11 protein-coding genes are annotated in these 13,905 nt (G+C 67.7%); all 11 read left to right on the top strand.

The window, feature by feature from the left end:
* Positions 1–10: 10 nt before the first annotated feature.
* The 11 genes from rseP to carB all read left to right on the top strand — a co-directional run bounded on the left by rseP (position 11) and on the right by carB (position 13,898).
* Positions 11–1,372, top strand: a complete 1,362-nt coding sequence (rseP, locus tag GT347_RS02625) for an RIP metalloprotease RseP (RefSeq protein ID WP_160550494.1) — start codon at positions 11–13, stop codon at positions 1,370–1,372.
* Positions 1,373–1,516: 144 nt separating this feature from the next.
* A complete protein-coding gene (gene bamA / locus GT347_RS02620) occupies positions 1,517–3,814 on the top strand; it encodes an outer membrane protein assembly factor BamA (protein ID WP_160550493.1) in 2,298 nt (765 codons plus the stop codon).
* Positions 3,814–4,353, top strand: a complete 540-nt coding sequence (locus GT347_RS02615; protein ID WP_160550492.1) for an OmpH family outer membrane protein — start codon at positions 3,814–3,816, stop codon at positions 4,351–4,353. Before bamA ends, GT347_RS02615 begins: the two co-directional genes overlap by 1 nt.
* A gap of 43 nt (positions 4,354–4,396) precedes the next feature.
* Positions 4,397–5,374 (top strand): UDP-3-O-(3-hydroxymyristoyl)glucosamine N-acyltransferase, encoded by a 978-nt coding sequence (gene lpxD, locus GT347_RS02610; protein ID WP_160555193.1) that lies wholly within the window; start codon positions 4,397–4,399, stop codon positions 5,372–5,374.
* Between the two features lie 8 nt (positions 5,375–5,382).
* Positions 5,383–5,823 (top strand): 3-hydroxyacyl-ACP dehydratase FabZ, encoded by a 441-nt coding sequence (gene fabZ, locus GT347_RS02605; RefSeq protein WP_160550491.1) that lies wholly within the window; start codon positions 5,383–5,385, stop codon positions 5,821–5,823.
* A gap of 22 nt (positions 5,824–5,845) precedes the next feature.
* Positions 5,846–6,643 carry an acyl-ACP--UDP-N-acetylglucosamine O-acyltransferase gene (lpxA, locus tag GT347_RS02600; protein ID WP_160550490.1) on the top strand — a complete coding sequence of 266 codons (798 nt, stop codon included), beginning with the start codon at positions 5,846–5,848 and terminating at the stop codon, positions 6,641–6,643.
* A 4-nt stretch (positions 6,644–6,647) separates the two neighbouring features.
* Entirely contained in the window at positions 6,648–7,805 is a 1,158-nt protein-coding gene (lpxB, locus tag GT347_RS02595; protein WP_195812393.1) for a lipid-A-disaccharide synthase, read from the top strand.
* Positions 7,774–8,511 carry a ribonuclease HII gene (rnhB, locus tag GT347_RS02590; RefSeq protein WP_160550489.1) on the top strand — a complete coding sequence of 246 codons (738 nt, stop codon included), beginning with the start codon at positions 7,774–7,776 and terminating at the stop codon, positions 8,509–8,511. The genes lpxB and rnhB overlap by 32 nt, the downstream gene beginning before the upstream one ends.
* A complete protein-coding gene (locus GT347_RS02585; protein ID WP_160550488.1) occupies positions 8,508–9,278 on the top strand; it encodes a TrmH family RNA methyltransferase in 771 nt (256 codons plus the stop codon). The genes rnhB and GT347_RS02585 overlap by 4 nt, the downstream gene beginning before the upstream one ends.
* A 209-nt stretch (positions 9,279–9,487) precedes the next feature.
* Entirely contained in the window at positions 9,488–10,660 is a 1,173-nt protein-coding gene (gene carA, locus GT347_RS02580) for a glutamine-hydrolyzing carbamoyl-phosphate synthase small subunit (RefSeq protein WP_160550487.1), read from the top strand.
* On the top strand, positions 10,653–13,898 hold the full coding sequence (gene carB, locus GT347_RS02575) for a carbamoyl-phosphate synthase large subunit (protein ID WP_160550486.1): 3,246 nt from the start codon (positions 10,653–10,655) through the stop codon (positions 13,896–13,898). Before carA ends, carB begins: the two co-directional genes overlap by 8 nt.
* The last annotated feature ends 7 nt before the right edge of the window (positions 13,899–13,905 follow it).

The following is a 13,905-nucleotide window of genomic DNA, read 5'->3' as shown; positions in this document are numbered from 1 at the left end:
GGGAGATTCGATGCTGATGACCGTCGTGGCCTTCCTCGTGGCGCTGGCCATCCTGATCGCCGTGCACGAGTACGGGCACTACCGCGTGGCGCGCGCCTGCGGCGTGAAGGTGCTGCGTTTTTCCATCGGCTTCGGCCCGGTCCTGCTGCGCTGGCAGAAACCCGGCTCGCCCACCGAGTTCACCCTGTCGGCGCTGCCCCTGGGCGGCTATGTGCGCATGCTCGACGAGCGCGAGGCGCCAGTCGATCCGGCCGAACGCCACCTGGCCTTCAACACTCAGCCGGTGGCCCGGCGCGCCGCCATCGTGGCCGCCGGCCCGGCCGCCAACCTGCTGCTGGCCATCGCCCTGTATGCAGCTGTCAGCTGGATCGGCACCGACGAGCCCGTCGCCCGCCTGGCCGAACCCGTGGCCGCTTCGGTGGCCGCCAAGGCCGGCCTGCGCGGCGGCGATGAAGTGCTCACCGTGGCCGCCCCCGGCGCCACGCCGGCTGTGGTGCGGTCCTTCGACGACCTGCACTGGCAGATGACCCGCGCCGCGCTGGAGGGCAGGGCGCTGTCGCTGGAAGTGGCCGGCCGCGACGGCGCGCGCCGCCATGTGGAGCTGCCGCTCGATCATCTGTCCAGCCGCGAGGCCGATGCCGCCATGGCGCGCGAGATCGGCATCCTCGGCCCCTTGACCACGCCGCTGGTCGGCGACGTGCAGGAAGGCGGCGCCGCCGCGGCCGGCGGCCTGAAGCGCGGAGACATCGTGCGCCGCATCGGCGACACCCCGGTGGCCGACGGCGTGCAGCTGCGCGACCTGATCCGCGCCGCGGTACGCGACGGCAAGCCGCTGCCGCAGCCCTGGGAAGTGGAACGCGCAGGTGCCACCGTGCGCCTGACCGTCACCCCGGCCGTCGTCACCGAGAACGGCAGCAGCTTCGGCCGCATCGGCGCTTACGTCGGCGGCCCGCCAGAAGTCGTGCGGGTGCGTTACGGCGTGGCCGAGGGCCTGTGGCGCGGCGTCACCCGCACCTGGGAAGTCTCCTCGCTCAGCCTGCGCATGATGGGCCGCATGGTGATCGGCGAAGCCTCGCTGAAGAACCTCTCCGGCCCGCTGACCATCGCCGACTACGCCGGCCGTTCGGCCAAGCTCGGCATCGTGCAGTACCTGGTGTTCCTGGCCCTGATCAGCGTCAGCCTGGGTGTGCTCAACCTGCTGCCGCTGCCGGTGCTCGACGGCGGCCACCTCGTGATGTATGCCTGGGAGGCCATCACCGGCAGGGGCGTTTCCGAGGCCTGGCTCAGCCGCCTGCAGCGCGGCGGCGTGGCGGTGCTGCTGCTGGCGATGTCGATCGCGCTGTTCAACGACGTCAGCCGCATCTTTGGTTGAGCGGAGCGTTTTGCACCTTCTCTCACGCGACTTTGCAGGCGATGAACCTGTATCCGTGTCGGCGGCCGCGCCGGCCTCCGTCATAATCCCGCGTTGACCGTGACCGACAGTCGCGGTCGCCGGCACATTTTCCTCTCCGCGTACATGAAGCAAAACATCTTCGGTTTTCGCCTGAAGGCCGCCTCCGCGGTGGCCGCACTGCTGTTCGCAGCGCAGGCTGCCTGGGCCATCGATCCCTTCACTCTCGCCGATATCCGCGTCGAAGGCCTGCAGCGCGTGGAGCCGGGCACCGTGTTCGCCTCGCTGCCGTTCCGGGTGGGCGACAACTACAACGACGAGAAGGGCGCTGGCGCCATCCGTTCGCTGTTCGCCCTGGGCCTGTTCAAGGACGTGCGCCTGGAAGCCCGCGGCAATGTGCTGACCGTCATCGTCGAGGAACGTCCCACGGTGGCCGGCATCGACTTCGCCGGTGCCAAGGAATTCGACAAGGACACCCTGAAGAAGGCCATGCGCGACATCGGCCTGACCGAAGGCCGCCCCTTCGACAAGGCCCTGGCCGACCGCGCCGAGCAGGAGTTGAAGCGCCAGTACGTCAACCGCAGCCTCTACGGCGCCGAGATCGTCACCACGGTCACGCCGATCGAGCGCAACCGCGTCAACCTCACCTTCACCGTGAGCGAAGGCGAGCCGGCCCGCATCAAGGACATCCGCATCACCGGCGCCAAGGCCTTCAGCGAAGGCACCCTGAAGGGCCTGTTCGACCTGGACACCGGCGGCTGGCTGAGCTGGTACACCAAGTCCGACCGCTACGCCCGCGCCAAGCTCAACGCCGACCTGGAAACCCTGCGCTCCTACTACCTGCAGCGCGGCTACATGGAGTTCCGCGTCGATTCGACGCAGGTCGCCATCTCGCCCAACAAGCAGGACATCAGCGTGACGATCAACGTCACCGAAGGCCAGCGCTACGTGGTCTCGGGCGTGAAGCTCGAAGGCAACTACCTGGGCCGCGAGGAAGAGTTCAAGTCCCTGGTCAAGATCGTGCCCGGCGAGCCCTACAACTCCGAGCAGGTCGCGCAGACCACCAAGGCCTTCACCGACCACTTCGGCGCCTTCGGCTTCGCCTTCGCCCGGGTCGAGCCGGTGCCCGACATCGACCGCGCCAACAACCGCGTCGCCCTGGTGCTGCAGGCCGAGCCCTCGCGCCGCGCCTATGTGCGCCGCATCTCGGTGGCCGGCAACAACCGCACCCGCGACGAAGTGGTGCGCCGCGAGTTCCGCCAGTTCGAATCCAGCTGGTTCAACGGCGACAAGATCAAGCTCTCGCGCGACCGCATCGACCGCCTGGGCTACTTCAGCTCGGTCGACATCGAGACGCAGGACGTGGCCGGCTCGCCCGACCAGGTCGACGTGGTGGTCAACCTGGTGGAAAAGCCCACCGGCAGCCTGTCGCTGGGCGCCGGCTTCTCCAGCGCCGAGAAGGTCGCGCTGACCTTCGGCATCAAGCAGGAAAACGTCTTCGGCACCGGCAACTACCTGGGCATCGACGTCAACACCAGCAAGTACAACCGCGCCATCGTGCTGAGCACGACCAACCCGTACTTCACGCCGGATGGCATCTCACGAACCATCGACCTGTACACCCGCTCCTCGCGTCCCTACCAGGACCAGGGCGGCAACTACCGGCTGCTGACCTCCGGCGCCAGCATGCGTTTCGGCGTGCCCTTCAGCGAACTCGACACCGTGTTCTTCGGCGCCGGCGCCGAGCGCACCGAGATCAAGCCGGGCACCAACATCCCGGCGAGCTACCTGTCCTATGCGGAGCAGGTCGGCTACGTGAGCTACTCGGTGCCGCTGACCGTGGGCTGGGCCCGCGACAGCCGCGACAGCGCGCTCTCGCCCAGCAGCGGCCGCTACCAGCGTTTCAACTCCGAACTCGGCGTGGCCGGCGATGCCCGTTACGTGCGCGGCAACTACCAGTTCCAGCAGTACTACCCGATCACCAAGAAGTACACCCTGGCGCTCAACTCCGAACTCGGCGCCGGCAAGGGCCTGAACGGCCTGCCGTTCCCCATCTTCAAGAACTTCTACTCCGGCGGCCTGGGTTCGGTGCGTGGTTTCGAGCAGGGCACGCTGGGCCCGCGCGACGTGACCGGCGCCTCGGTCGGCGGCGCCAAGAAGATCACCCTGAACGCCGAGGTCTCGGCGCCGTTCCCCGGCGCCGGCAACGACCGCACCCTGCGTATCTTCGGCTTCACCGACGTCGGTAATGTCTACGGCGAGAACCAGCGCTTCGACTTTGGTGAAATGCGCGCCTCGGTCGGCCTGGGCCTGAGCTGGGTATCCCCGGTCGGCCCTCTGCGAATCGCCATTGCCAACCCGGTCCGCAAGGAGCCGGGCGATAGAATCCAGAAGTTCCAATTCCAGATCGGAAGCTCTTTCTAATGAACGCTTTTATCCGCCAAGGCGCCATCGGTGCCCTGCTTGCGGCGGCAGCCTGCGCGGCCCCCGCCCAGGCAGACGATTTCCGCGTCGGCTTTGTCAATACCGACCGCATCTTCCGCGAGGCCACGCCCGCCAAGGCTGCCCAGTCCAAGCTCGAACAGGAATTCTCCAAGCGCGAGAAAGACCTGCAGGACCTGGGCGCCACCCTGAAGGCGGCCACCGACAAGTTCGAAAAAGAAGCGCCCACGCTCAGCGATGGCCAGCGCGCCACCCGCCAGCGTGGCCTGGTCGAGCAGGACCGCGATTTCCAGCGCAAGCGCCGCGAGTTCCAGGAAGACCTGAACTCCCGCAAGAACGAGGAACTCCAGCAGGTGCTGGAGCGCGCCAACCGCGTGGTCCGTCAGGTCGCCGAGACCGAGAAGTACGACGTCATCCTGCAGGAAGCCGTCTACATCAACCCCAAGTACGACATCACCGACCGCGTCATCAAGGCGCTGAACTCGGCCGGCACCACGACGACCGCTCCGGCGTCCAAGTAAACCCGTGGCCTCGTCTGCCGCGAGCGGCGGCAGCGCCGCCACCCTGAGCCTGCAGCAGCTGGTCGCCGAACTCGGCGGCGAGCTGCACGGCGACGGCCAGGTGCTTGTCCGCGGCATCGCACCGCTGGAGACGGCGGGCCCGGGCGATATCGCCTTTCTCAGCCATCCCCGCTACGCCCAGCAGCTGGCCGCCTCGCAGGCGGCCTGCGTGATCGTGGCGCCGGCCATGGCCGATGCGGCCCGCGAGCGCGGCGCCTGCATCGTCACCGAAGCCCCCTATGTGTACTTCGCACAGCTCACGCAGCTGTGGAAGCGGCGCCTGGGCAGCGGCCGGCCGGCGGGCATCCATCCCAGCGCGGTGGTCGATCCTTCGGCTCTAGTGCATCCCACCGCTTCCATCGGGCCGCTGTGCGTGGTGGAGCGGGGTGCCTCGATCGGTGTCGATACCGTTCTCGCCTCGCGTGTCACCGTGGGCGAATACTGCAGCATCGGCGCACGCGGCATCCTGCATGCCGGCGTGGTGATCGGCGCCGACGGCTTCGGCTTCGCCTTGCACCAGGGCGAGTGGATCAAGATCGAGCAGCTGGGCGCGGTGCGCATCGGCGACGACGTGGAGATCGGCGCCAACAGCTGCATAGACCGCGGCGCGCTCGAAGACACGGTGATCGAGGATGGCGTCAAGATCGACAACCTGGTGCAGATCGCCCACAACGTGCGCATCGGCCGCCACAGCGCGCTGGCCGGCAATGCCGGCGTGGCGGGCAGCGCGCGCATCGGCGAGCACTGCACGGTCGGCGGCGGCGCGGTGGTGCTCGGCCACCTGACACTGGCCGACAACGTGCACATCTCGGCCGCCTCCACGGTCATGCGCTCCATCCTCCAGCCCGGCCAGTACAGCGGCGTCTTTCCCATCGACGACAATAAGAGCTGGGAAAAGAACGCCGCCACGCTGCGGCAACTCCACAAGCTGCGCGAGCGCATCAAGTCGCTCGAGCAGCATCTCCAGAACAAAGACACCTGAAGCCTTCGATGTTGGACATCCACCAGATCCTCAAGCAGCTGCCCCACCGTTACCCCATCCTGCTGGTGGACCGGGTTCTCGAGCTGGAAAAGGGCAAACGCATCCTGGCGCTGAAGAACGTCACGATCAACGAGCCCTTCTTCACCGGGCACTTCCCGCACCGCCCGGTGATGCCGGGCGTGCTGATCCTCGAAGCCATGGCCCAGGCCGCCGCGCTGCTGGCCTTCGACACCCTGGGCGTGGTGCCGGACGACAAGACCGTCTACTACTTCGCCGGCATCGACGGCGCGCGTTTCAAGCGCCCGGTGGAGCCGGGCGACCAGCTGCGCATGGAGGTCTCGCTGGAGCGCATGAAGGCCGGCATCTTCAAGTTCAAGGGCACCACCCGCGTGGGCGAGGACATCGCCTGCGAAGCCGAGCTGATGTGCACCATGCGGACCATCGCCTGATCTCAGCCGGCAGGAGCAGGGCGTGAATCCATCCATCCATCCGACCGCGCTGGTGGCGCCGGGCGCGCAGATCGACGGCACGGTCGAGATCGGCCCCTACACCGTGATCGGCCCGCACGTGAAGATCGGCGCGGGCACCACCGTGGGCGCCCATTGCGTGATCGAGGGCCACACCACCATCGGCCGCGACAACCGCATCTTCCAGTTCAATTCGCTGGGCGCGGTGCCGCAGGACAAGAAGTACGCGGGCGAGCCCTGCGAACTGGTGATCGGTGACCGCAACACCATCCGCGAGTTCTGCACCTTCAACATCGGCTCGCCCGGTGGCGGCGCCGTCACGCGGGTGGGCGACGACAACTGGATCATGGCCTATGTGCACCTGGCGCATGACGTGCTGGTGGGCAACCACACCATCTTCGCCAACAACTCGCAGCTGGCAGGGCATGTGGAAGTGGGCGACTGGGTGATCCTGGGCGGCTTCACCGTGGTGCACCAGTTCGTGCGCATCGGCGCCCACGGCATGACGGCCATGTGTTCGCTGCTCTTCGCCGACCAGCCGCCCTTCGTGATGAGCCAGGGCCAGCCGGCCGGCGCCCGTTCGATGAACTTCGAAGGTCTGCGCCGCCGTGGTTTCTCGCCCGAGCGCATCGCGGCCGTGAAGGCCATGCACAAGGCGCTGTACCGCGACGGCCTCACGCTGGAGGAGTCGCAGAAGCGCATCGCCGAGCTGCCCGGGCGTTTCGTCGGCTCCGAGGGCGACGTGGCCATGATGCTGGACTTCCTGCGCACCGCCTCGCCGCAGCGCGGCATCGTCCGCTAGCGCCATGGTCTCTCCTGTACCGGCGCACCTGCAGGCCGCGCTGGTCGCGGGCGAGACTTCCGGCGATCTGCTTGCCGGGCTGATGCTGGACGGGCTCAAGACCCGCTGGCCCGACATGTCCAGCGCCGGCATCGGCGGCCCGCAAATGGGCAGGCGCGGCTTCGAGGCCTGGTGGCCCAGCGACAAGCTGGCCGTGCGCGGCTATGTCGAAGTGCTGCGCCACTACCGGGAAATCGTCGGCATCCGCCGCCAGCTGCGCGATCGGCTGCTGCAGGACAAACCCGATGTCTTCATCGGCGTGGACGCGCCCGATTTCAATCTCGACCTGGAAGCCGACCTCAAGGCCGCCGGCATCCCCTGCGTGCATTTCGTCGCGCCTTCGGTCTGGGCCTGGCGGCCCGAGCGGGTGGAGAAGATCCGGCGCAGCACCGACCATGTGCTGTGCATCTTTCCCTTCGAGCCCGAGCTGCTGGCCCGACACGGCATTTCGGCGAGCTACGTCGGCCATCCGCTGGCCAACATGATCCCGCTGCAGCCCGACCGTGCAGACGCCCGCGCCGCGCTGGGCCTGCCGGCGGATGCCGAAGTGTTGGCCGTGCTGCCCGGCAGCCGCGCCTCCGAGGTGCAGTACCTGGCGCGCCGCTTCTTCGATGCCTGCAAGCTGCTGCGGGCCGAGCGGCCCGGGATGCGATTCGTCGTCCCGGCGATCCCCGCCCTGCGTGAGCGCATCGCCCAGGTCGCCGCGCAGGCCGGCATGGCCGAGTCGATCCAGATCGTCGAAGGCCGCTCCCACCAGGTGCTGGCCGCCTGCGACGCCACGCTGATCGCCAGCGGCACCGCCACCCTGGAGGCCGCGCTGTTCAAGCGCCCCATGGTCATCGCCTACAACATGCACTGGCTGAGCTGGCGCCTGATGGCCCCCAAGCGCCTGCAACCCTGGGTGGGCCTGCCCAACATCCTGTGCCGCGAATTCGTGGTGCCCGAGCTGCTGCAGGACCAGGCCACGCCGCGTGCCATGGCCGATGCGGTCTTGGCATGGCTGGCGTCTCCCGGGAAAATCGCGGCGCTCACCGAACGATTCACCGCGCTGCACCACGAGCTGCTGCGCGACACGCCCACGCTTTGCGCAGATGCCCTCCAGAAAGTCCTTGAAAACCGCTGAACAGGTGTCCCTGTCCTGGGACGTCCCCGGCCTGGTGGCCGGCGTGGACGAGGCCGGCCGCGGCCCGCTGGCCGGCCCGGTGGTGGCGGCGGCCGTCATCCTCGACGAGCCCAGCCGCATCCGCGGCCTGGCCGATTCCAAGGTGCTGACGGCCCTGCAGCGCGAACGCCTCTACGACCAGATCCGCGAACGGGCGCTGTGCTGCGCCATCGGCGTGGCCAGCGTCGAGGAGATCGACGGCATCAACATCCTGCAGGCCACCATGCTGGCGATGCGCCGGGCGGTCGAGGGCCTGCGGCTGAAGCCCGCCAAGGTGCTGGTCGACGGCAACCGCCTGCCCACGCTGGATGTGCTGGCCGAGGCCATCGTCAAGGGCGATGCGCTGGTCAAATCGATCTCGGCCGCCTCCATCCTGGCCAAGGTGCACCGCGACCGGCTGTGCGTGGAACTCGACCTGCAATATCCGCATTACGGCTTTGCCCGCCACAAGGGCTATGGCACGGCTGAACACCTGGCCGCGCTGCGCCAGCACGGCGCCTGCGAGCATCACCGGCGTTCCTTCTCGCCGGTGGCGGCGGTGCATCTGGCCGCGAGTACGCCGCTGCCGCTGGCCGTGCCGGCGCTGATGCCTTCTGACGATCCCCTGCTCAAACCCGTGATCCCGCCGCTGCGCCGGCGCGTGGTACGTGGCACGAGCGCCGCATGAACGAAGAAGCGCTGTTCATCGCCTCGCGCGACAACCCGCTGGTGCGCGAACTGCGCAAGCTGGCCCAGGACAACCACGCCTACCGCAAGCTGGGCCGGGTCTGGCTCGAAGGCGACCATCTCTGCCGCGCCGCGCTGCTGCGCGGCTGGCGGCCGGCCACGGCGGTGTTCGGCGAAAGCGCCTGGCCGCGCTGGCGCGGCGAGTTCGGCGGCGCGGCTGTCCGCAATGTGATCGTGGCCGACAAGCTGCTGGGCGAGATCAGCAGCCTGGAGTCGCCTTCGCCCATGGGATTCCTCGTCGAGCTGCCGGCCTCGGGCACGGTCGATCCGCAAGGGGCCGCGGTCGTTCTCGACCGGGTGCAGGACGCCGGCAACGTCGGCTCCATCCTGCGCAGCGCCGCGGCTTTCGGTTTTGCGCAGGTGCTGGCGATCAAGGGCACGGCCGCGCTGTGGTCACCCAAGGTGCTGCGCGCCGGCATGGGGGCGCATTTCGGGCTGCAGCTCTTGGAAGGCCTGGCGCTGGAAGACATCGCCCGCCTGCGTGTGCCGGTGCTGGCGACCAGCTCGCACGGCGGCGAACTGCTGCACCGCGCGCCCATGCCATGGCCCTGCGCCTGGCTGCTGGGCCACGAAGGGCAGGGCGTCTCGGCCGAGCTGGAGGCACTGGCCTCGCAGCGCATCCGCATCGCCCAGCCAGGCGGCGAGGAGTCGCTCAACGTGGCAGCGGCCGCCGCGATCTGCCTGCACGCCAGCGGCGCCGCGCGCTGACCCGGGCGGCACGCGTCATGCGTGCTGTGCATGGATGGATGCCTCCTGAGCCCGGGGCGGCTAGTCCACAGAGGCTATAATCGGGGGCTTTCCCTCAATCGCGTCGCCTCCCGCGCCAAAGCCTTCTCCCTCCAGACGAGCAGCCACTTCGGGCCTTCTTTGCAAGGCCGGAAGCCGCGCCGGGCGACCGTAACCATTCGGAGAACCCCGTGCTCTTGTCTCTCAAGGGAAAATTCCCATCCGCCATCCTGGCGCTTGCAGACGGCACAGTCTTTCTCGGCCAATCGATCGGAGCCACCGGCTCCACCGTCGGCGAAGTGGTGTTCAACACCGCGATGTCCGGCTACCAGGAAATCCTCACCGACCCCAGCTATTGCCAGCAGATCGTCACCCTGACGTATCCGCACATCGGCAACTACGGCGTCAACGACGAGGACATCGAAGCCGACAAGGTCTATGCCGCCGGCCTGATCATCCGCGACCTGCCGCTGGTCGCCTCCAACTTCCGCAAGACCCTCACGCTCAACCAGTACCTGGTGCGCGAGAACACGGTCGCCATCGCCGGCATCGACACCCGCCAGCTCACCCGCCACCTGCGCAGCAAGGGCGCGCAGAACGGCTGCATCGTCGGCCTGCCGGTCGGCGAGGAAGCCACGCAGGCGCAGATCACCCGTGCCGTCGCCCAGGCCAAGGGCGCGCCCAACATGGCCGGCCTGGACCTGGCCAAGGTCGTCAGCGTGAAGCAGCCCTACGAGTGGACCCAGACCGAGTGGAAGCTCGGCCAGGGCTACGGCATGCAGATCGCGCCGCGCCACCATGTGGTGGCCTTCGACTTCGGCGTGAAGAAGAACATCCTGCGCATGATCGCCGAGCGCGGCGCGCAGATCACCGTGGTGCCGGCGGAGACCAGCGCGGCCGATGTGCTCAAGCTCGCACCCGATGGCGTCTTCCTGGCCAACGGCCCCGGCGATCCGGAGCCCTGCGACTACGCGGTGCGCGCCGCGCGCGAGCTGATCGAGGCCGGCGTGCCCACTTTCGGCATCTGCCTGGGCCACCAGATCATGGCCCTGGCCATGGGCGCCAAGACCTACAAGATGAAGTTCGGCCACCACGGCGCCAACCATCCGGTCAAGGACCTGGACAACGGCCGGGTCAGCATCACCAGCCAGAACCACGGCTTCGCGGTCGATGCCGAATCGCTGCCCGCCACCCTGCGGCCCACCCACATCAGCCTGTTCGACAACACGCTGCAAGGCCTGGCCCATGTGTCCAAGCCCGCCTTCTGCTTCCAGGGACATCCGGAAGCCTCGCCCGGTCCGCACGATATTTCCTATCTGTTCGACCGTTTCGCAGCCCTGATGGACAAGCAGAAAAATGCCTAAGCGCCTAGACCTCAAAAGCATCCTCATCATCGGCGCCGGCCCGATCGTCATCGGCCAGGCCTGCGAGTTCGACTACTCCGGCGTGCAGGCCTGCAAGGCGCTGCGCGAGGAGGGCTACAAGGTCATCCTGATCAACAGCAATCCCGCCACGATCATGACCGACCCGGCCACGGCCGACGTCACCTACATCGAGCCCATCACTTGGCAGACGGTCGAGAAGATCATTGCCAAGGAACGCCCCGACGCCATCCTGCCCACCATGGGCGGCCAGACCGCGCTGAACTGCGCCCTCGATCTGTGGCACAACGGCGTGCTGGACAAATACAAGGTCGAGCTGATCGGCGCCACGCCCGAAGCCATCGACAAGGCCGAGGACCGCCTGAAGTTCAAGGACGCGATGACCAAGATCGGCCTGGGCTCGGCCCGGTCGGGCATCGCCCATTCGATGGACGAGGCCTGGGCCGTGCAGAAGGGCCTGGGTTTCCCGACCGTGATCCGCCCCAGCTTCACGCTGGGCGGCACCGGCGGCGGCATCGCCTACAACGCCGAAGAGTTCGAAGTCATCTGCAAGCGCGGCCTGGAAGCCTCGCCCACCAACGAGCTGCTGATCGAGGAATCGCTGCTCGGCTGGAAGGAATACGAGATGGAAGTGGTCCGCGACAAGGCGGACAACTGCATCATCGTCTGCTCCATCGAGAACCTGGACCCGATGGGCGTGCACACCGGCGACTCGATCACCGTGGCGCCCGCCCAGACGCTCACCGACAAGGAATACCAGATCCTGCGCAACGCCTCGCTGGCCGTGCTGCGCGAGATCGGCGTGGACACCGGCGGCTCCAACGTGCAGTTCTCGATCAACCCGAAGGACGGCCGCATGGTCGTCATCGAGATGAACCCGCGGGTCTCGCGTTCCTCCGCGCTGGCGTCCAAGGCCACCGGTTTCCCGATCGCCAAGGTCGCGGCCAAGCTGGCCATCGGCTACACGCTCGACGAGCTGCGCAACGACATCACCGGCGGCGCCACGCCGGCCAGCTTCGAGCCCAGCATCGACTACGTGGTCACCAAGATCCCGCGTTTTGCCTTCGAGAAGTTCCCCACGGCCGACAGCCGCCTGACCACCCAGATGAAGTCGGTCGGCGAAGTCATGGCCATGGGCCGCACCTTCCAGGAGTCCTTCCAGAAAGCCCTGCGCGGCCTGGAAGTGGGCGTGGACGGCATGAACGAGAAGACCAAGGACCGCGAGGTCCTGGAAAAGGAACTCGGCGAGCCCGGCCCCGAGCGCATCTGGTACGTGGGCGATGCCTTCGGCCTGGGCATGAGCGTGGACGAGGTCTTCGCGCTGACCAAGATCGACCCCTGGTTCCTGGTGCAGATCGAGGAGATCGTGAAGATCGAGCTCGAACTCGACGAACTCGCCGCCTCCAAGGGCGAGGGCGCGCTGGCATCGCTGGACGCCGTCACGCTGCGCACGCTGAAGTCCAAGGGCTTCTCCGACCGCCGCCTGGCCAAGCTGCTGCACACCAGCGAGAAGGCGGTGCGCGAAGCCCGCCGCGCCCTGCGGGTGCGCCCGGTCTACAAGCGGGTGGACACCTGCGCCGGCGAGTTCGCCACCGACACCGCCTACATGTACTCGACCTACGAGGACGAGTGCGAGGCGGCGCCCACCGGCAACAAGAAGATCATGGTGCTGGGCGGCGGTCCCAACCGCATCGGCCAGGGCATCGAGTTCGACTACTGCTGCGTGCATGCCGCACTCGCCATGCGCGAGGACGGCTACGAGACCATCATGGTCAACTGCAATCCCGAGACCGTCTCCACCGACTACGACACCTCCGACCGCCTGTACTTCGAGCCGCTGACGCTGGAAGACGTGCTCGAGATCGTCGACAAGGAAAAGCCGGTCGGCGTGATCGTGCAGTACGGCGGCCAGACGCCGCTCAAGCTCGCCCTCGGCCTGGAAGCCGAAGGCGTGCCGATCATCGGCACCACGCCGGACATGATCGACGCGGCCGAAGACCGCGAACGCTTCCAGAAGCTGCTGCAGGACCTGGGCCTGCGCCAGCCGCCCAACGCCACCGCGCGCACCGAGCCGGAAGCGCTGGAAAAGGCCGCCGCCCTGGGCTACCCCCTGGTGGTGCGGCCCAGCTATGTGCTGGGCGGCCGTGCCATGGAAATCGTGCACGAGCAGCGCGACCTGGAGCGCTACATGCGCGAGGCGGTGAAGGTCAGCAACGATTCCCCGGTGCTGCTGGACCGCTTCCTCAACGACGCCATCGAATGCGACGTGGACTGCATCCGCGACAACACCGGCGCCACCTTCATCGGCGGCGTGATGGAGCACATCGAGCAGGCCGGCGTGCACTCGGGCGACTCGGCCTGTTCGCTGCCGCCTTACTACCTGTCGGCCGCCACGGTCGACGAGTTGAAGCGCCAGTCGGCCGCCATGGCCGGCGCGCTCAACGTGGTCGGGCTGATGAACGTGCAGTTCGCCATCCAGCAGGTCGATGGCGAGGACGTGATCTTCGTGCTGGAAGTCAACCCGCGTGCCTCGCGCACCGTGCCCTTCGTCAGCAAGGCCACCGGCGTGCAGCTGGCCAAGGTGGCGGCGCGCTGCATGGCCGGCCAGTCGCTGGCCTCGCAGGGCGTGACCAAGGAAGTCAACCCGCCGTACTTCAGCGTGAAGGAAGCCGTCTTCCCCTTCGTGAAGTTCCCGGGCGTGGACACCATCCTCGGCCCCGAGATGAAGTCCACCGGCGAAGTCATGGGCGTGGGCAAGACCTTCGGCGAAGCCTTCGTGAAGAGCCAGCTCGGCGCCGGCACCAAGCTGCCGCGCGAAGGCAAGGTCTTCCTGACGGTGAAGAACAACGACAAGCCGCGCACCGTGGAAGTGGCGCGCCAGCTGGTCGAGCTGGGCTTCACCCTGGTCGCGACCAAGGGCACGGCAGCCGCCATCTCGGCGGCCGGCATCCCGGTGGAGACGGTCAACAAGGTCACCGAAGGCCGTCCGCATGTGGTCGACATGATCAAGAACAACGAGATCGTGATGGTGGTCAACACGGTCGAGGAACGCCGCAACGCGATCTCCGACTCGCGCCAGATCCGCACCTCCTCGCTGCTGGCCCGTGTCACCACCTTCACCACCATTTCGGGTGCCGAGGCGGCGGTCGAGGGCCTGGCCCATGTGGACGGGCTGGGCGTGATCTCGGTGCAGGAAATGCACGCGCAGCTGATCGCCTGACCGGAAG

Source organism: Xylophilus rhododendri (genome assembly GCF_009906855.1).
GTDB lineage: Bacteria > Pseudomonadota > Gammaproteobacteria > Burkholderiales > Burkholderiaceae_C > Xylophilus > Xylophilus rhododendri.
This window is presented reverse-complemented; position numbering and strand designations above follow the sequence as displayed.